This window comes from Mycobacterium sp. 155, assembly GCF_000373905.1.
GTDB lineage: Bacteria > Actinomycetota > Actinomycetes > Mycobacteriales > Mycobacteriaceae > Mycobacterium.
Genome location: NZ_KB892705.1, coordinates 4225469 through 4244078, shown reverse-complemented (window position 1 = coordinate 4244078; position 18610 = coordinate 4225469). Strand labels below are relative to the sequence as shown.

Here is an 18610-nt window from a genome sequence, read left to right as displayed (position 1 = left end):
TCCTGCCGGGCGGTCACGGTAGCCTGAAGCCCATGCCAGTCGTGAAGATCAACGCCATCGAAGTGCCGCCCAATGCAGGCCCGGAACTGGAGAAGCGGTTCGCGCACCGTGCACACGCCGTCGACAGCCAGCCGGGGTTCCTTGGCTTCCAGCTGCTGCGCCCGGTCAAGGGTGAAGACCGCTACTTCGTCGTGACGCAGTGGGAGTCCGAAGAGGCGTTCCAGGCGTGGGCATCCGGCCCCGCCATCGAGGCCCACAAGGGTGAACACAAGAACCCCGTGGCAACCGGGGCGTCCCTGCTGGAGTTCGAGGTTGTGTTGGACGTTGCGGGGACCGGCACCCAGGCATAGCCGAGGCAGGGCGGCACGGCGGGCGATCGGTCTGACAACCGTCGTCGCGCTCACCGCTGCCCTGGCCTGTGGCTGTTCACAAGGTGCCGCACCGGCGGCCGGGATCTCATACGGCGCCCATATAGACACCAACACCCCGCCCGGACTGCGCGCCAAGCAGACGATGGACATGCTGAACTCGGATTGGCCCATCGGGCCGGTCGGAGTGCGCACTCTGGCCAGTCCGGAGAAGGTCGACGACGTCGGCACCAAGATGGACCGGATCTGGTGGGACCGTCCGTTCCGGGTCAGCTCTGTGGACATCGGCGCGGGACAGGCCACCCTGCACGTGCTGACGTCCTACAACGTCGCGCAGGACATCGAACTGCGCACCAACGACGCCGGCCTCGTCGACCGGTTCGACGTCGACCTCGTCCCGCCGGTGATCAACACCTGGTCTGATATCGACACCGAGCTGTCCAAATCCGGAGCGCGGTACTCCTACCAGGTGGCCAAGGTCACCGACGGCAAGTGCCAGAAGGTCGCCGGCACCAACACCGACCTGTCGCTGCCCCTCGCGTCGATCTTCAAACTGTATGTGCTGCTTGCTGTTTCGGATGCCATCAAGGCCGGGACGGTGCATTGGGACGATCACCTGACCATCACCAAAGAAGGCAAGAAGCTGGGTTCGGCCGGGCTGGACAAGCTGCCGCCAGGCGCTCAGATCACCGTGCTGACCGCAGCCCAGCAGATGATCTCGGCCAGTGACAACATGGCCACCGATCTGTTGATCGGGCGCGTGGGGACCGCAGCGGTGGAGCGCGCCCTGGTCACCGGCGGCCACCACGACCCGGCCAGCATGACGCCGTTCCCGACCATGCACGAGGTGTTCTCGGTCGGCTGGGGCAAACCGAATCTGCGTGAGCAGTGGCGGCAGGCCTCGCCGAAGGATCGCGTCCAGCTCCTGCAACAGACCAATTCGCGCCCCTACGAACCGGATCCGAACCGCACCCACACGCCGGCATCCAACGACGGCCTGGAATGGTTCGCCAGCGCCGAGGACATCTGTCGCGTGCACGCCGCATTGCAGGCCTCGGCCGTGGGCGAGGCCGCCCGCGTCAAGCAGATCCTGTCCGCGCTCCCCGGTATCGATCTGGATCCGGCGAAGTGGCCCTATGTCGGCGCCAAGGGCGGCAACCTGCCGGGAGATCTGACCTACAGCTGGTACGCCGTGGACCACACCGGGCAACCGTGGGTGGTGAGTTTCCAGTTGAACTGGCCGCAATTCCGCAGCCCGACGGCCGCGGGCTGGCTGTGGTCGATCGCCAAGCGTGCCTTCGCGATGGCCCCCGTGGGCTAGCTCAACGGGCTGCGCAGCGTCCAGGCGTGACCGCGGAAATGCAGCACGGTGCGGCTCACCGGCGCAACATCGATGCGCCAGAAGGATTTCGGCGGGGCCTCGAGCGTGACCAGGACAGCAGCCCGGACCACCGCGGGGTGGGTGACGGCGACCACTCGGCCGCGCCGGGTTGCCATGGCATCCATCCACCGGCGCACCCGAGCGATCAGCTCGACGACGGTTTCTCCGCCGTGGGGCGCTTGGGTCGGATCGGTGAGCCAGATGGCCAGCTCGGCCGGACGTACCCCGGAGAGCACATCTCCCCGCCACAGGCCACAGTCCAGATCCGCCAATTGTGGTGCTACCTCGGCTCGCAGACCGAGCAGGTCCGCGGTTTGGCGGGCCCGCTTCTCGGGGCCGCAATAGGTCCCGTCGACCGGACCGAACTCGATCGACGCGTCGGCTTGGCGGTGGCCCAGCGAATTGAGCGGCTCGTCGGCGGGGAAGCGTCCGGCTGCCGTGGCATCGGTCATCGCATGCGATACCAGTGACAGCCGGACGACCTCACTCACGCTGCGACGCTGGCCGAATCCGCAGGAGCCCCGAGCATCTTGTCGGCCATCGGTGAGAAGCCCAGACCGATGGTCGCCCACAGAATGACCTGTGCCCCGATCGAGTAGAGCCGGAAGTAGAACAGATCGTCGGCCGAGAATCCCGGGAAGACGATCTTGCCCTGCGGATCGAGCAACGGCTGCGGTGTCTCGGTGGCGTGGTTACCGTACTGCGCGACATTGACACTCAGCTGCCCCAGCGACGGCAGCAGCAACATCACGACGGCGATCACGACAATGAACGCACCACCGGCCAGCAGCACCGCCCCGTACGAACCAAAGCGCGGCCGCAGTTTACCGACCAGTCCGACTGCCAACGCCAGGGCGACAACCGACACCACGACCATCGTCAGATACAGACCCGTCCTGACACCGATCGTGTCCGAATGACCGATCGAAGGCGGATTCGCCGGATACTTCAGGAACGGTACGAGATAGAGCGCGACGAACATCGCGGCCGCCAACCGAAGCGCCAACGTTCCGGGTGACAGCTTGGGAAACCGGTTATAGACAACGCAGTAGGCGACCGCGAACAATGCGCCCATCGCAGCGCCGAAGGCGACCATCCCGACACCGATGCCGACATTGCTCTGTATCGAACGGGAGAAGAGCTCGACACCTTCGTCCATCCCCGGCATACCGCCCGGGTGATCGAGATATTCCTGCGCCTCGTCACGGGCGCCCTCGTAGTCGATAGCCCGCTGAACGATCGGCTCGGCGAAAATTCGCGCGAAGATGAAGGCCAGCAGCCCGCCGAGGGCGCCCCAGAGCGTCGCGCGGATGATTATTCTTTTTTCCATGTCGGCTACCCGCTAGTGGCAGGGGAAGCCGAGGAAGTGGCGTGCGTCGTGCACGAACTCGTGGACGTGCATATCGCTACCGAATATCGATGTCGCGCCCTGGTCGATGCCGACGAAATAGTAAACCAAAAGCGCCAGCACCGCGGTGGCGCTGAGCCACAGCGCGGCCTTTGCGGCCGACAAGTCGACCGCACGTGACACTGTCTGCGGTGAGATGGTCATCCAAGTGCTCCTCTCGGGAGTACGCGTCCCGGTTGAAAAAGGTAACGGCGTCAGGGTCTGACTGTGTACAGTGGCGCGACCGTTCTGGATTCTCACCAGATTCCTTCGACCGTCGATTACTCGAGCATCGTAAACCCGCGGCCCAACCGCCCGATATGGGTATCAGCCGCCGTACCCCAGTTGCTGCGCCGTGTACTTGGCGGCATCGGTGACGGGCACGGCCTGCACGGCGGTGCCGTAGGCACAGATCTCGGTCCAGGTGTCGCCGATCTCGGTGGTGTCGAAGCGCATCGCGACGATGGCGTTGCCGCCACGGGCACGGGCCTCGTTCATCAGCCGGCCCATCGCTTCGTTGCGACTTTCGGCGAGGTTCTTCGTCATCCCCTGCAGCTCGCCGCCGAACATGCTCTTGAACCCGGCGCCCATCTGAGAGAAGGCGTTTCGGGACCGCACGGTAAGTCCGAAGACCTCGCCGCAGACCCGCTGAATTTCCCACCCCGGAAGGTCGTTGGTGGTGACGATGAGCATGGCAAAAGCCCTTTCCCCGTTGGATTCTGATGTGGATAAGAAAATGCCCCCGCCATTGGCGGGGGCATTTTCGTGGCGATTATTCCGCTGTCGCAGCGGCCCTGGCCAGATCGGGACCATCCTGGCTGGCGCTCTTCGGCTTGCCCGCGAAGGTGAACTTCGCGTCTTCGCCGGCACCTTCGCCGTCCCAACCTTCGACGTCCACCGTGACCAGCTGACCCGGACCGACCTCGTCGAACAGGATCTTCTCCGAGAGCTGATCCTCGATCTCGCGCTGGATGGTGCGACGCAGTGGCCGAGCACCCAGCACCGGGTCGAAACCACGCTTGGCCAGCAGTGCCTTGGCCTTGTCGGTCAACTCCAGAGCCATGTCCTTGGTCTTGAGCTGGTTGGCGACCCGGCCGATCATCAGGTCGACCATCTTGATGATCTCGTCCTGCGTCAGCTGGTGGAACACGATGATGTCGTCGATACGGTTCAGGAACTCCGGCCGGAAGTGCTTCTTGAGCTCGTCGTTGACCTTCTGCTTCATCCGCTCGTAGTTGTTCTCCCCACCGCCCTGCGTGAAGCCGAGCCCGACGGCCTTGGAGATGTCGGACGTGCCCAGGTTGGAGGTGAAGATCAGCACGGTGTTCTTGAAGTCGACCGTGCGGCCCTGGCCATCGGTGAGGCGACCGTCTTCCAGGACCTGCAGCAGGCTGTTGTAGATCTCCTGGTGGGCCTTCTCGATCTCATCGAACAACACGACGCTGAAGGGCTTGCGGCGCACCTTCTCGGTGAGCTGGCCGCCCTCCTCGTAGCCGACGTACCCCGGAGGGGCACCGAACAGCCGCGACGCGGTGAAGCGGTCGTGGAACTCGCCCATGTCGATCTGGATGAGCGCGTCGTCCTCGCCGAACAGGAAGTTGGCCAAGGCCTTGGACAGCTCGGTCTTACCGACACCGGACGGGCCGGCGAAGATGAACGAGCCGGACGGACGCTTGGGGTCCTTCAGGCCGGCGCGGGTGCGACGGATGGCCTTCGAAACTGCACGGACGGCATCTTCCTGGCCGATGATCCGCTTGTGCAGCTCGTCCTCCATGCGCAGCAGCCGAGTGGTCTCCTCCTCGGTCAGCTTGAACACGGGGATACCGGTCCAGTTGCCCAGTACCTCGGCGATCTGCTCGTCGTCGACTTCGGCGACAACGTCGAGATCACCTGAGCGCCACTGCTTTTCACGCTCGGCACGCTGAGCGACAAGTTGCTTCTCGGAATCCCGCAGCCGCGCCGCCTTCTCGAAGTCCTGCGCATCGATCGCGGACTCCTTGTCCCGGCGAGCATCGGCGATCTTCTCGTCGAACTCGCGCAGGTCTGGCGGAGCGGTCATCCGCCGGATCCGCATCCGGGCTCCGGCCTCGTCGATCAGGTCGATGGCCTTGTCCGGCAGGAACCGGTCGTTGATGTACCGGTCGGCCAGGGTGGCGGCAGCCACCATCGCGCTGTCGGTGATCGAGACGCGGTGATGCGCCTCGTACCGGTCCCGCAGGCCCTTGAGGATCTCGATGGTGTGCTCGACCGTCGGCTCCCCCACCTGGACCGGCTGGAAGCGGCGCTCCAGCGCGGCATCCTTCTCGATGTACTTGCGGTACTCGTCGAGGGTGGTTGCGCCGATGGTCTGCAACTCACCGCGGGCGAGCTTCGGCTTCAGGATCGAGGCAGCGTCGATGGCGCCCTCGGCGGCACCCGCACCGACGAGTGTGTGCAGCTCATCGATGAACAGGATGATGTCGCCGCGGGTGTTGATCTCCTTGAGCACCTTCTTGAGGCGCTCCTCGAAGTCGCCGCGGTAGCGGCTGCCCGCGACCAGCGAACCCAGGTCGAGGGTGTAGAGCTGCTTGTCCTTGAGCGTCTCGGGGACCTCGCCGTGCACGATGGCTTGGGCCAGACCCTCGACGACGGCGGTCTTGCCGACGCCGGGCTCGCCGATCAGCACCGGGTTGTTCTTGGTACGGCGGGAAAGCACCTGCATGACCCGCTCGATTTCCTTCTCGCGGCCGATGACCGGGTCGAGCTTGCCCTCCATGGCGGCGGCGGTCAGGTTGCGGCCGAACTGGTCGAGAACCAGCGAAGTCGAGGGGTTACCCGACTCGCCGCCCCGACCGCCGGTGCCTGCCTCGGCGGCCTCCTTGCCCTGGTAGCCGCTCAGCAACTGGATGACCTGCTGACGTACCCGGGTCAGTTCCGCGCCGAGCTTGACGAGCACCTGAGCAGCGACGCCCTCACCCTCACGAATCAGGCCGAGCAGAATGTGCTCGGTGCCAATGTAGTTGTGGCCGAGCTGCAGCGCCTCGCGCAGGCTCAGCTCCAACACCTTCTTGGCGCGCGGAGTGAACGGGATGTGGCCGGACGGTGCCTGCTGACCCTGGCCGATGATCTCCTCGACCTGGCTGCGAACACCTTCCAACGAGATGCCCAGCGACTCCAGCGACTTGGCGGCTACGCCTTCGCCCTCGTGAATAAGACCCAAGAGGATGTGCTCGGTGCCGATGTAGTTGTGGTTGAGCATCCGGGCTTCTTCCTGAGCCAGGACGACGACCCTGCGGGCACGGTCGGTGAATCTCTCAAACATCGGTGGTTACCTGCTCTCCGTTGCATAGCGGCACTGACGCGCTGCACTCCGCACGTAGTACCTACCGTCCACTCTAATGGGCGGCAGCTTCGGGTGCGGAGCTTGGCATTGCGTTTACCCCGGGTACCCGACGCTGCAGATGAGCAACGTTGCCGGTGCGGGAAACGTTTCCGCAAGTGGCACGGGAACCGTTCGCCGCTAGCGAAAACACGGACCGGCGGTTACCGCCGATCCGTGTTTGGACAATTCTCTATTACGTTGCCGCGTGGAATGCGTCGATCACGTCGGCCGGAATCCGGCCCCGGGTAGACACATTGTGCCCATTGCGGCGGGCCCATTCCCGGATAGCCGCGCTCTGTTCGCGGTCGATCGCTCCGCGCCCTCGACCCGACGGACTGGTGGCGCGCCCGCGCCTGCGGCCACCCACACGACGCCCGGCTTCCACCCATTGTTTGAGATCGTTACGCAACTTCGTCGCATTTTTCGAGGAAAGATCGATCTCATAGGTGACGCCGTCGAGACCGAATTCGACCGTCTCATCGGCGGTGGCCGAACCATCGAAATCATCGACCAACGTAACGGTCACTTTCTTCGCCATTACCCCGCACCGAGCCCTTCTGCCTACGCATTGGTGAGTACCTGTCAGTATCTCGCCTCGCTGACCAATGTGCCACACTGACGCGCGTAATTACAACAGATCGGGTTCCAGCTCACTCAGTTGCCGAGACGCCGAACAATCGGGAACAAAACCGTCTCCCGAATTGAAAGCCCCGTCAATGCCATCAACAACCGGTCGATACCCATTCCCGTGCCAGTCGTCGGTGGCATCGCGTACTCCAATGCCGCAAGGAAATCTTCGTCGAGAACCATTGCCTCGTCATCTCCGGCAGCTGCCGCGCGCGCTTGGGCCGCGAAACGTTCACGTTGGATTACCGGATCGATCAGCTCGGAGTATCCCGTGGCCAGTTCGAACTTGCGGACGTATAGATCCCATTTTTCTGTGACACCGACAATACTTCGGTGTGCGCGCACCAACGGTGTCGTCTCGACAGGGAAGTCCCTGACGAAGGTGGGCGCCCACAACTTGTCGCCCACAGTATGTTCCCAAAGTTCTTCCACCAATTTCCCGTGACCATAGCCACGGTCACGGGGAATCTCAGCCCCGAGTTGGTCGGCAATCTGCCACAACCGCTCCACGGACGTCTGCGGCGTGATCTCCTCACCCAGCGCTTCGGAGAGCGACGGATACATTTCGATCGACTCCCATTGACCGTCGAGATCGTAGACCGTGCCATCTGGCATTGGCACTACTCTGGTGCCGAGCGCTTCGTCGGCGACCTCCTGAATAACTTCCCGGGTGACCGTGGCCGAGTCGTTGTAGTCGCCGTAGGCCTGATATGTCTCCAGCATCGCAAATTCCGGCGAGTGCGTGGAATCTACACCTTCGTTACGAAAGTTCCGATTTAACTCGAAAACCTTCTCAAAACCACCGACCGCGCAGCGTTTCAGGAACAGTTCGGGTGCGATGCGCAGGAAGAGATCGACGTCGAGCGCATTGGAGTGCGTAATGAACGGACGGGCGGCCGCGCCACCCGCCTGGGTCTGCAGCATCGGCGTTTCGACTTCGAGGAATCCGCGCCGTTCCAGCGCGTTGCGCACCGCACGAACGACGGCAACCCGTTGCCGCGCGATGGCGCGCGCCTCAGGGCGCACAATCAGATCGACATAGCGCTGACGCACGCGCATTTCTTCGCTCATTTCTTTATGAGCGACAGGAAGTGGACGCAACGCCTTGGCAGCCATCTGCCAGGAATCGGCAAGCACCGACAATTCGCCGCGTTTCGAGCTGATCACCTCGCCGTGCACGAACACGATGTCACCGAGGTCGACGTCGGCCTTCCAGGCGTCCAGAGATTCCTGACCCACCTGCGCGAGGCTGACCATGGCCTGCAGCTGCGTGCCGTCGCCTTCCTGCAGCGTCGCGAAGCACAGCTTGCCGGAGTTGCGGGCAAAAACCACCCGGCCGGCGACTCCGACGACCTGACCGGTCGTGGTGTCGGCTTCCAGGTCGGGGTATGCACTGCGCAGCTCGGCCAGCGTATGGGTGCGCGCGACGGCCACCGGATACGGCTCACGGCCCTCGGCCAGCAACCGTTCCCGCTTGGCCTGACGGATCCGGAACTGCTCGGGGATGTCGGCTTCGTGCTCGGACGTCACGTCGCTATCGGCTTGGGTCACGAAATGCCAGCTTAGTCAGCGCGCAGGCTTGAGCCGTCCGCGCTGCGGGTCCCGGTTGCGCTCGAAGACCAGCCGCAGGCCGTCCAGCGTCAGATGGCGGTCGTAGTGCTCGACGGTACGCAGATCCGGCAGCACCAGGGGTGCCGTGTGGCCGGTGGCGACGACGGCGACATTGCTGCCGGAGAATCCATCGACGTCCTCACGGATGCGGCTGACCAGACCGTCCACCAGACCCGCGAATCCGAAGACCGCGCCGGCCTGCATGCACTCGACGGTGTTCTTGCCGATCACCGAGCGGGGCCGGGTCAACTCGACCCGGCGCAGCGCCGCCGACCGCGCCGCGGCGGCATCCGAGGAGACATGCACGCCCGGGGCGATCGCGCCGCCGAGGAACTCGCCCTTGGCAGATACGACGTCGACGCAGATCGACGAGCCGAAATCGACCACGATCGCGGCTGTACCGTATTTATGGTATGCCGCAAGGCAATTCACAATACGGTCAGCACCGACCTCTTTGGGGTTGTCCACCAGCAGCGGGATACCGGTGCGCACACCCGGTTCGATCAACACATGCGGAATGGTCGGCCAGTACTGCTCGAGCATCACGCGCACCTCGTGCAGCACCGATGGCACGGTCGACAGGCCGGTGGCTCCGCTCAACTGGTCGGAGTCATCCCCGATGAGTCCGTCGATGATCAACGCGAGCTCGTCCGCGGTCACCTCGGACTCAGTGCGAATCCGCCACTGCTGCACCACTTTCGCGTGATCTCCCGAACCGGAGATCAACCCGACGACGGTGTGGGTGTTACGGACGTCTATGGCGAGCAGCATCAGCGCGGGGACATGAGCTCGGAGATGTCCGCACGCGAGGAGGACAAGAATGTCAGGTCAGGGACATACGCGGGATCATGCCCGAGGTCGATCTGTCGATTGCCGCCGTCGACGAAGACGATCCGTGGGCGGTACCCACGCGCCTCGGCATCCTCCATCACTCCGTACGCGATCAGGATCACCAGATCGCCCGGGTGGATGAGATGTGCTGCGGCACCGTTGATCCCGATGACACCGGTGCCCCGCTCGCCGGTGATCGCGTAGGTCACCAGCCGAGACCCGTTGTCGATGTCGACGATGGTCACCTGCTCACCTTCGAGCAGGTCGGCCGCGTCCATCAGGTCCGCGTCGATGGTCACGGAGCCGACATAGTTCAGGTCGGCCTGGGTCACCGTGGCCCGGTGGATCTTCGATTTGAGCATCGTGCGTTGCATCAGTTCCTCCAAGGCAATTCATGGTTGTCGTCGACGCGGGGGTGCCCGTCGATACCCGCGGACGCGCCGATGTCGACGGCGATGTTGTCCAGCAGCCGGGTCCGGCCCAGGCGTGCGGCCACCAGCACGCGAGCCGGCCCTTCCTCGGGTGCGGGGCCCAGCCGCGGATCGCGAACCTCCAGATAGTCCACCTCGATGGCAGGCACCTCGTCGAGCACCGCCCTGGCGGCGTCCACCGTTGCGCCTGCACCGCCCGCTGCCGCGTATTTCCCGGCCAGCAGCGCCGCCGACAGCGCGGTGGCCTGCTCCCGTTCGTCGGCGTCGAGGTAGCGGTTGCGCGAGGACAGGGCCAGCCCGTCGGATTCGCGCACGATCGGTACGCCGACGATCTGCACATCGACATTGAGGTCGGTGACCATCTGCCGGATCAGCACCAGCTGCTGGTAGTCCTTCTCGCCGAAGTAGGCCTTGTCGGGATCGACGATGTTGAGCAGCTTCAGAACGACCGTCAGCACACCGGCGAAATGCCCTGGACGCGAGGCTCCTTCGAGTTCTCCACCGAGCGGACCCGGGTGTACGGACGTACGTGGCCCGTTCGGGTAAATCTCGGCGACGGTCGGCGTGAACGCGATGTCGACCCCTTCCGCACGCAGGGCGGCCAGGTCGTCGTCGAGGGTGCGCGGGTAGGCGTCGAGATCCTCCCCTGCGCCGAACTGCAGGGGGTTGACGAAGATCGACACCACCACAACCGCTCCGGGCACCCGCTTGGCAGCCTTGACCAGGGTCATGTGCCCTTCGTGCAGCGCACCCATGGTGGGCACGAGCGCCACCCGTCGCCCGGTGGCGCGCAGCACGCGGGTGACCGCGGCAACGTCGGCGGGATTCCGGTAGACGTTGAGCTCGCCCGCGGTGAATTTCGGTGGGATGTCCAGGGTCATCGTCGACTCGTTTCCGCCAGTACCGCGAAGACCTCTCCGGGTGCGTGGGCACGCTGGGCTGTACGCAGTGAGTTGGCCCGATATGACTGGGCCAGTTGAGGATCCAGCTCTTCAATCGCGTCCAGATGGGCTGCGACGGCGGCCGCGTCACCGCGTGCGACCGGCCCGGTCAGCGCGGATTGACCGCGCTGCAGCGCGTTCTCCAGTGCTGCTCGGGCCAGCGGGGCGACCACCCGTTCGGCAAGGCCACCCGGTTCGTCGCCGACGAGTTCCTGGCCGAGCAGTTCCTGACCGCGCAGCGATGCGCGCAGAACGTCCACAGCGTCGAGCACCAGCGTCACCAGATGATTGCCGGCATGCGCCAGTGCGGCGTGGTACTGCGTCCTTTGGTCCTCACGGATACGGAACGGCTCACCGCCGATCTCGAGCACGAGCGACTGGCCGATCGCGTAGCCGACTTCGTCGGCGGCCGTGACGCCGAAGCACGTGTCCGGCAAGCGCGCGATGTCCTCGTCAGAGCCCGTGAAGGTCATGACGGGATGGATGGCCAGCGGGATACAGCCCTGCGCGGTCAGCGGCGCCAGCACCGCGACGCCGTTGGCGCCGGAGGTGTGGACAACGATGGTGCCCGGCCGCACCGCGCCCGTGGTTGCCAGCCCCGCGACCAGTGCCGCCAATTCCGCGTCGGGAACGGTGAGTAGCAACAGTTCGGCACGCGCGGCGACCTCGTGCACCGGGAGGATCGCCGTGTCAGGCAACCTGCGCTGGGCACGCAGCCGGGACACCTCCGAGATGGCGCTGCACGCCACCACGACGTGCTCTGCCCGCTCCAGGGCGTAGCCGAGCGCGGTCCCGACACGACCGGCCGAGATGACGCCGACCGATAGCCGCGCCGGACGCAGCCCGTCGAACTGCTCCATAGCAGACGACCTCACAAGTTGAAGTAGTTTTCATCGTTCCAGTCCCGCGTTGCGGGTACCGGACGGTTGCCACAGACTAGCTCACTCGTCTCGACGTCTGCGACCGCCACCTTGGGCGGGGGCCGACTGGAAGCGGGCCAGCAACTCGTTCACCGATTGTCCCCCAGCGTGCTGACCATTGGGTTCGTCGTTCTCCGCCTCGGGTTCGGGTTCGGGCTCAGGCGGCTGGGAGGGTTCGGCGGCGGAGGCGGAGTGGCGGCCCCGAGGCGGTCCCGCCGGCGGAGCCGGCAAAACAGGTTCAGTCGGCGCAGCCGGCACAACAGGTTCAGTCGGGACATCCGGCTCGGCGGCGCCTGGGTCTGGTGCCCGTCGGCGACCGACGTACTCGCTCGGTGCTCTGTCCTCCGGCGTCGGCGGTGCAACCCAGTTGCTTCCTGGCGCACCGGCCGGAATCCACTGCCCTTCGGCAGGGGCGGGCTGCCACCCGTCGGCCTGCTCGGGTAGCCGGTGCGTCGGGGCATCCGGCGGCGACCACGGGCTGCCCGGCGCTGACGGATGCTGGCCGACCGATGCGTCGATGGTCGGTGACGGCTCTGTCGGCGGCATGGGCGGTGGCGGCGCCCATGCCGGCGGAGGCTGAGGCCCCGGGGCAGGTTGCGGTGCCTGTGGCGCCTGCCCGGCGGGCCAGCGCGGCTCGGGTGCCTGTGGCGCCGGGCGGGGCGGCTCCGGCTGGCGGGGCGGCTCCTGGTAGTCATCGGGCTGGCGGCGACGGGACTGTTCGGGCGACGGCGCGGACAGCCGGTGTGCGCCCCCCGCCGCTGCGGCGGCCCAGTCGTTCTCCGGTGGATGCGGCTCGGCCGGGACATCGATGATGGGGGTTTCCTCTGTCCGCAGGCTGTGGACATCGGTGTCGTCGACCGCGGGCACGTCCAGGCGGCTGGCGGTAACGCGACCCGCGGCGCGGGGAGTGTCCTTGTCGGTTTCGATGGCCGGCCGGTCTGACAGATCGGCGTCGAACAGGATCTCCAGATTGGTCCGCAGCGCCGCAAGCTCAGCCCGCAGCGCAGCCACCTCGTCGGCGGCTTGGGCCCGTAGCTCCGACGCCAGTTCTCGACGCAGCTGGCTTTCGACGGCCAACTCGTACTCGCGGCGCGCGGAGATCTCGCGATCCAGCTGCAGGTCGTACACCAACTTCAAATCGCGCGCCTTGGCTTGATCGAGATCACTCTGACGGCGGTAGATGACGGAGACGAAGGCCGCCGCCACGGCGGCCCACAACGCCAGGATCACGGCTAACTTCAGCAACTCCACGCGGTCGGTGAACACCAGCGCCGAACTCGCCAAAATCGCGAATACCAGCAACACTGTTAACAGCAGCCAGCCTGGCCTTCGGCCGCCGCGCCGTGGCCGAGCACCGCGGGGCAGAACGGTCATGGGCCGACTGTACCTGTCACAGGTCACCTAGCGTGTCGACCGCGACGGCGATTCGGCCGCGAAGCTTTGCCGGCCGTTCACTCGGGGGCGGTGTCACCGCTGTCCGGCGGTTCCTCCGGCGCCTTGCAGCAATGCTGCAGCCACAATGCGGCAGCCACCAGGGCCAGTGCGCTGACGACGGCAACCACGACACCTTTGGTGTCCTCGGCAGCCACCTGCAACTCGGACCGCCGCGGCAGCAAGTAGACCAGCACGCCGAGCCACCAGCCCGCCACGATCGCGCCGACCCAGGCGGAGGCTTTGGCGATCACCACAGCCCGTGCGACCGACAGCGGGTGCAGCCGTCCGGCCCCGACACCGATCTGCCCCGCGTTGATCTTGGCCCGCACGTAGAACGCCCACGCCGCCTCGGCGATTGCCACGATGAGCAAGGACAGCCCCGTCCACACCGTGATCGGTGGGAACCATCGGTAGAGGCCGCTGAGTAGCAGATAGCCGACGACGGCCACGGCGACGGTGGTGCCGGCGAGGTCTCGCTTGCGGGTCGGGCCCATCAGTCCGCCGGGGATTCGGTTCGCAGGGTCAGCGTCAGGTCCGTCAGCCGCACGCCGTCCCGTTCTGCCTCGTCGATTTCGAACAGCAGGCGCTGCACGGGGCGGGATTCCCCGGCCACGGTCAGCGCGGCGTCGGGGTCCACCGCCAGCCACGGGATCAACACGAAGGCGCGCAGGTGGGCCAGCGGATGGGGCAGCGTCAGTCCATCCTCGCGCGAGATCACCTCGACGGCGCCGTCGTGACAGGTGACGAGGTCGACGTCGAGGGTCCGCGGACCCCAGCGCTGCCCGCGGACCCGTCCCGCGGCCAGCTCCAGCTCCTGACCGCGCCGCAACCATCCGGGCCCGTCCAACGCGGGGTCGTCGGCGATCAGGATCGCGTTGAGGAAGGAGCCCTGCTCAACGCCACCCCACGCGTCGGTTTCGTACACCGGTGACACGGCGCGCACCGCAGACCCCAGGCCGTCGAGCACCGATTGCAGCCGCCCCATCCGATCTCCGAGATTGGACCCGATAGACAGCACCACTGAAGTCATTGGTGCTCCTCGCCTGCCGTGGTAGTTCTGCTCCTCACGTCCGCGGCGATTGTCCTGCTCCTCGCGTCCGCGGTGCGCGACCGGCGTGCCACCACCGCGACATCATCGAACGTCAACGGGATCGGGGCGTTCGGTTTGTGCACCACCACCTCGACGGCGTGCAACCGCTCGTCGGCCATGATGGCGTCGGCGATCTCAGCCGAGACCGTCTCGATCAGATTGCGCGGGGGCCCGGCGACGATGTCGGCGGCGCGCTGGGCCAGCGCGCCGTAGTCCAGAGTGTCGCCGAGCTCGTCACTGGCCGCCGCGGCCTGCAGATCGAGCCAGACCGTGATGTCGACGACGAATTCCTGGCCGTCTCGCCGCTCATGCTCGAACACTCCGTGATTGCCGCGAACTCTCAAGCCGCGCAACTCGATTCGGTCAGCCACCGAGCCCTCCCGCCTGCCAAGCGTCGAGCACGCGCAAAGCGTCGACCGACGCCGTCACGTCGTGCACTCGCACTCCCCAGGCCCCGTACACCCCGGCCAGCGCGGAGATCACCGCGGTGGCGGTCTCCCGCCCGGCCGGGGGGCGGGGATCGCCACCAGGACCGGCGAGCAGACTGCCGAGGAAGCGCTTGCGCGACGCCCCGACTAGCACCGGGATTCCAGTGCCGACCAGCTCCGGCAGCGCGTGCAGCAGCGCCCAATTGTGTTGCCCCGTCTTGGCGAATCCCAGACCCGGATCGATGATCAGCCGCTCGGGGTCGACCCCGGCCGCCACGGCGGCGTCGACCCGGGTGAGCAGTTCGGCGCGTACGTCGGCGATCACATCGCCGTACTCGGGAACAGCGTGTGGACGGTCCGCACTCACCGAACGCCAGTGCATGAGGACCCACGGGCATTTGGCCTCGGCCACCACCGCAGCCATGTTGGGATCGGCCAGGCCGCCTGACACGTCGTTGACGATCTGCGCTCCATTTGCCAGCGCGGCGGCCGCCACACCGGCGTGCATGGTGTCGATGCTGACGGTGATCCCCTGCCCCACAAGCTCTTTGATCACGGGAACCACCCGAGTCGCCTCGACGTCCGCGTCGACCCGAGTGGCACCCGGCCGGGTCGATTCACCACCCACGTCCACGATCGCGGCCCCGGCTGCGGCCAGCGCCAGACCGTGTGCCACCGCACGGTCGCGGTCGATGAACTTGCCGCCGTCGGAAAAAGAGTCATCGGTGACGTTGACGATCCCCATCACCTGTACACGGGTGGGTTTCACTTACGCAGGATAAGTTCCAGCGCCTCGGCCCGAGATGCCTTGTCGGTCTTGAACTGTCCCCGCACCGCCGAAGTCGTCGTGATCGAACCCGGCTTACGGACGCCACGCATCGCCATGCACAGGTGCTCGGCCTCGACCACCACGATCGCCCCGCGTGGCGCGAGCTTGCGCATGAGTGCGTCGGCGATCTGCGCGGTCAGCCGTTCCTGCACCTGTGGGCGTTTGGAATACAGGTCGACCACCCGGGCGATCTTCGAGAGCCCGGTCACACGCCCGTCTTCGCCGGGAATGTAGCCGACGTGTGCAACGCCGTGGAAAGACAGCAGGTGATGCTCGCACGTGGAGTACATCGGAATCTGCTTGACCAGTACGAGTTCGTCGTGTTGCTCGTCGAAGGTGGTGTTGAGCACCGCATCCGGGTCGGTGTAGAGCCCGGCCATCATTTCCTTATAAGCGCGGGCCACGCGGGCCGGAGTGTCGAGAAGCCCCTGGCGGTCCGGATCCTCGCCGATCGCGATGAGCAACTCACGCACGGCAGCCTCGGCGCGCGGCTGATCGAACACCCGGACATCTGCCTTTTCGGCATTGTTCCGATGGTTGTTGGTGCTCGTCGACCATGTCGCGGGCTTCGTCATCGAAGTCCTCCGTTCTCGAATCAGCGATCCTTTTCCTGGCCGGAATCCTCATTCGAGTTCGGCGGCGCCGGGCGCTCCGGCGCGGCCGCCGATTGGCCGGGATGCGGGTAGGGCTGATACGGGTACGGCTGGGACTGCTGCCATCCCGACGGATGTGGCGGCGGATACCAGTAACCCTGCTGCGGGTGATACCCGGCGGGTTGCTGCTGTTGCTGTTGCGGTGACGGTGGCCAGCCCGGTGCATGCCAACCAGCGGGGGCGCCGTAGTCGGGCTGGGTCGGGCCGGGGGGTGCGCCGTTGCCCGGCGCACCGTTGGTGACCGATCCGTTCTGGGCCTCCGCGGCCCGCGACGCGGCGGCGATGGCAGCCTTGAAAGCAGGCTCGGGAACCGGCGGTGGCCACGGCTCACCACGCTCGATGGCGATCTCTCCGGGGGTCTTGATCGGCGGTTTGTCCGACGGCACCCGGCCGCCGAAGTCGTCGAACATGGTCAGTCGGGGACGCTTCTTCACCTCGTCGAAGATCGCCTCCAGCTCGGCGCGGTGCAGCGTCTCCTTCTCCAGCAGTTCGCCGGCCAGGGTGTCGAGGACGTCGCGGTACTCGGTGAGGATCTCCCAGGCCTCGGTGTGCGCGGCCTCGATGAGCTTGCGCACCTCGTCGTCGATGTCGCGGGCCACCTCGTGGCTGTAATCGGCCTGGGTACCCATGGTGCGGCCCAGGAACGGATCGCCATGCTCGGTGCCATACCGCACCGCGCCGAGCTTGGAACTCATGCCGTACTCGGTGACCATGGCCCGGGCTATCTTGGTGGCCTGCTCGATGTCGGAGACCGCGCCTGTGGTGGGCTCGCGGAACACCAGTTCTTCGGCAGCGCGCCCGCCCATCGCGAACACCAGCCGGGCGATCATCTCCGAGCGGGTCATCAGGCCCTTGTCGTCCTCGGGCACGGCGACGGCATGGCCGCCGGTACGTCCGCGGGCCAGGATGGTCACCTTGTAGATCGGCTCGATGTCGGGCATCGCCCACGCAGCCAAGGTGTGCCCACCCTCGTGATAGGCCGTGATCTTCTTTTCCTGCTCGCTGATGATGCGGCCCTTGCGGCGCGGACCACCGACGACGCGGTCGACGGCCTCCTCGAGCGCGGGACCTGTGATGACGGTGCCATTCTCCCGGGCAGTCAGCAGCGCGGCCTCGTTGACGACGTTGGCCAGGTCAGCGCCCGACATGCCGACGGTGCGCTTGGCCAAGCCGTCGAGGTCGGCGTCGGGCGAGATGGGCTTGCCCGCCGAATGCACCTTGAGCACCGCACGGCGGCCCGCGAGGTCGGGGTTGGACACCGGGATCTGACGGTCGAAGCGGCCGGGCCGCAGCAGCGCCGGGTCGAGGATGTCGGGCCGGTTGGTGGCCGCTATGAGGATGACGCCCTGGCGGTCACCGAAGCCGTCCATCTCGACCAGCAGCTGATTCAGGGTCTGCTCACGCTCGTCGTGGCCACCGCCGAGACCGGCGCCGCGCTGGCGACCGACGGCATCGATCTCGTCGACGAAGATGATGCACGGGCTGTTCTGTTTGGCCTGCTCGAACAGGTCGCGCACACGCGATGCGCCGACACCGACGAACATCTCGACAAAGTCCGAACCTGAAATCGTGAAGAACGGAACTCCGGCTTCCCCGGCCACCGCGCGGGCCAGCAGCGTCTTACCGGTGCCGGGCGGACCGTAGAGCAGCACGCCCTTGGGGATCTTGGCACCCAGTGCCTGGTAGCGACTCGGGTTCTGCAGGAAGTCCTTGATCTCGTAGAGCTCCTCCACCGCCTCGTCGACTCCTGCGACGTCGGCGAAGGTGGTCTTGGGCATGTCCTTGTTCAACTGCTTGGCCCGCGATTTGCCGAATCCGAAGCCCATGCGCCCGCCGCCCTGCATGCGGGAGAACATCACGAACAGGCCGACCAGCAGCAGCACCGGCAGCATGTAGACGAGCAGCGAACCGAGGAAGCTGCCCTGGTTGACGATGGTGTTGTACTTGACGTTCTTGCCGACCAGCGCGTCGACGACATGCACCGCGTAACCGGTCGGGAACTTGGTGATGATCTTCTTGCTGTTCTCGGTGGCGTCGTTGCCATTCTTGAGGTCAAGCCGCAATTGCTGTTCGCGGTCGTCGATCTGTGCGCTGTTGACGTTGTCAGCGTTGATCTGGGCCATCGCCACCGAGGTGTCGATGGGCTTGTAACCGCGAGTGTCGTCACTGAAATAGAAGAACGACCAGCCCAGCAGCAGCACCACCGCGATCGCGGTCAGCGTGCGGATCACATTTTTCCGGTTCATCAAAATCGGCCGAGTTCGGCCCGGTCCTTCCAACGTGCGCAGTTGAGAGCTTTCAGGCTACCGCTAGACCAA

20 protein-coding genes and 1 riboswitch are annotated in these 18610 nt (G+C 65.8%); of the genes, 2 read left to right on the top strand and 18 right to left on the bottom strand.

The features are described 5' to 3' along the window. Positions 1 to 32: 32 nt before the first annotated feature. Together mhuD and B133_RS0120210 are read left to right on the top strand one after the other, a co-directional pair. Positions 33 to 350, top strand: a complete 318-nt coding sequence (mhuD, locus tag B133_RS0120215; RefSeq protein WP_026256677.1) for a mycobilin-forming heme oxygenase MhuD — start codon at positions 33 to 35, stop codon at positions 348 to 350. Then, positions 325 to 1689, top strand: a complete 1365-nt coding sequence (locus tag B133_RS0120210) for a serine hydrolase (RefSeq protein ID WP_026256676.1) — start codon at positions 325 to 327, stop codon at positions 1687 to 1689. The genes mhuD and B133_RS0120210 overlap by 26 nt, the downstream gene beginning before the upstream one ends. On the opposite strand, the gene B133_RS0120205 is transcribed toward B133_RS0120210, so the two are convergent. The 18 genes from B133_RS0120205 to ftsH form a co-directional block, all read right to left on the bottom strand. Next, a complete protein-coding gene (locus tag B133_RS0120205) occupies positions 1686 to 2240 on the bottom strand; it encodes a histidine phosphatase family protein (protein WP_018603626.1) in 555 nt (184 codons plus the stop codon). The two genes, B133_RS0120210 and B133_RS0120205, sit on opposite strands and share 4 nt — an antisense overlap. Then, the gene (locus B133_RS0120200) at positions 2237 to 3079 is read right to left on the bottom strand and encodes a CbtA family protein (protein WP_018603625.1); all 843 of its coding nucleotides are present in this window, start codon (positions 3077 to 3079) and stop codon (positions 2237 to 2239) included. The genes B133_RS0120205 and B133_RS0120200 overlap by 4 nt, the downstream gene beginning before the upstream one ends. A 12-nt stretch (positions 3080 to 3091) precedes the next feature. Beyond that, the gene (locus B133_RS0120195; RefSeq protein WP_018603624.1) at positions 3092 to 3301 is read right to left on the bottom strand and encodes a CbtB-domain containing protein; all 210 of its coding nucleotides are present in this window, start codon (positions 3299 to 3301) and stop codon (positions 3092 to 3094) included. A gap of 34 nt (positions 3302 to 3335) precedes the next feature. Continuing rightward, positions 3336 to 3463: riboswitch (cobalamin riboswitch) on the bottom strand. Next, positions 3464 to 3829 (bottom strand): YbjQ family protein, encoded by a 366-nt coding sequence (locus B133_RS0120190; RefSeq protein WP_018603623.1) that lies wholly within the window; start codon positions 3827 to 3829, stop codon positions 3464 to 3466. Between the two features lie 79 nt (positions 3830 to 3908). Next, on the bottom strand, positions 3909 to 6437 hold the full coding sequence (clpC1, locus tag B133_RS0120185; protein WP_018603622.1) for an ATP-dependent protease ATP-binding subunit ClpC: 2529 nt from the start codon (positions 6435 to 6437) through the stop codon (positions 3909 to 3911). 253 nt (positions 6438 to 6690) lie between these two features. After that, positions 6691 to 7035 (bottom strand): histone-like nucleoid-structuring protein Lsr2, encoded by a 345-nt coding sequence (lsr2, locus tag B133_RS0120180; RefSeq protein WP_018603621.1) that lies wholly within the window; start codon positions 7033 to 7035, stop codon positions 6691 to 6693. A gap of 116 nt (positions 7036 to 7151) precedes the next feature. Further along, positions 7152 to 8654: a lysine--tRNA ligase gene (lysS, locus tag B133_RS0120175; protein ID WP_036419451.1), complete on the bottom strand. Its 1503-nt coding sequence runs from the start codon at positions 8652 to 8654 to the stop codon at positions 7152 to 7154. A 36-nt stretch (positions 8655 to 8690) separates the two neighbouring features. Continuing rightward, on the bottom strand, positions 8691 to 9506 hold the full coding sequence (locus B133_RS0120170) for a type III pantothenate kinase (protein ID WP_018603619.1): 816 nt from the start codon (positions 9504 to 9506) through the stop codon (positions 8691 to 8693). After that, the gene (gene panD / locus B133_RS0120165) at positions 9506 to 9940 is read right to left on the bottom strand and encodes an aspartate 1-decarboxylase (RefSeq protein ID WP_018603618.1); all 435 of its coding nucleotides are present in this window, start codon (positions 9938 to 9940) and stop codon (positions 9506 to 9508) included. The genes B133_RS0120170 and panD overlap by 1 nt, the downstream gene beginning before the upstream one ends. Beyond that, entirely contained in the window at positions 9940 to 10878 is a 939-nt protein-coding gene (panC, locus tag B133_RS0120160) for a pantoate--beta-alanine ligase (protein ID WP_018603617.1), read from the bottom strand. The genes panD and panC overlap by 1 nt, the downstream gene beginning before the upstream one ends. Then, on the bottom strand, positions 10875 to 11798 hold the full coding sequence (locus B133_RS0120155) for a Rossmann-like and DUF2520 domain-containing protein (RefSeq protein WP_018603616.1): 924 nt from the start codon (positions 11796 to 11798) through the stop codon (positions 10875 to 10877). Before B133_RS0120155 ends, panC begins: the two co-directional genes overlap by 4 nt. Positions 11799 to 11879: 81 nt before the next feature. Beyond that, positions 11880 to 13232 (bottom strand): DUF6779 domain-containing protein, encoded by a 1353-nt coding sequence (locus B133_RS0120150; RefSeq protein ID WP_081618257.1) that lies wholly within the window; start codon positions 13230 to 13232, stop codon positions 11880 to 11882. A 77-nt stretch (positions 13233 to 13309) separates the two neighbouring features. Further along, on the bottom strand, positions 13310 to 13786 hold the full coding sequence (locus B133_RS0120145; RefSeq protein WP_018603614.1) for a DUF3180 domain-containing protein: 477 nt from the start codon (positions 13784 to 13786) through the stop codon (positions 13310 to 13312). Continuing rightward, positions 13786 to 14322 carry a 2-amino-4-hydroxy-6-hydroxymethyldihydropteridine diphosphokinase gene (gene folK / locus B133_RS0120140; protein ID WP_026256675.1) on the bottom strand — a complete coding sequence of 179 codons (537 nt, stop codon included), beginning with the start codon at positions 14320 to 14322 and terminating at the stop codon, positions 13786 to 13788. Before folK ends, B133_RS0120145 begins: the two co-directional genes overlap by 1 nt. Beyond that, positions 14319 to 14753, bottom strand: coding sequence for a dihydroneopterin aldolase (gene folB / locus B133_RS0120135; RefSeq protein ID WP_018603612.1), 435 nt, complete (start codon positions 14751 to 14753; stop codon positions 14319 to 14321). Before folB ends, folK begins: the two co-directional genes overlap by 4 nt. Next, on the bottom strand, positions 14746 to 15579 hold the full coding sequence (gene folP / locus B133_RS0120130; RefSeq protein ID WP_018603611.1) for a dihydropteroate synthase: 834 nt from the start codon (positions 15577 to 15579) through the stop codon (positions 14746 to 14748). The genes folB and folP overlap by 8 nt, the downstream gene beginning before the upstream one ends. Further along, the gene (folE, locus tag B133_RS0120125) at positions 15576 to 16214 is read right to left on the bottom strand and encodes a GTP cyclohydrolase I FolE (protein WP_018603610.1); all 639 of its coding nucleotides are present in this window, start codon (positions 16212 to 16214) and stop codon (positions 15576 to 15578) included. The genes folP and folE overlap by 4 nt, the downstream gene beginning before the upstream one ends. 20 nt (positions 16215 to 16234) lie before the next feature. Then, positions 16235 to 18538, bottom strand: a complete 2304-nt coding sequence (gene ftsH, locus B133_RS0120120; protein WP_018603609.1) for an ATP-dependent zinc metalloprotease FtsH — start codon at positions 18536 to 18538, stop codon at positions 16235 to 16237. Positions 18539 to 18610: the final 72 nt, after the last annotated feature.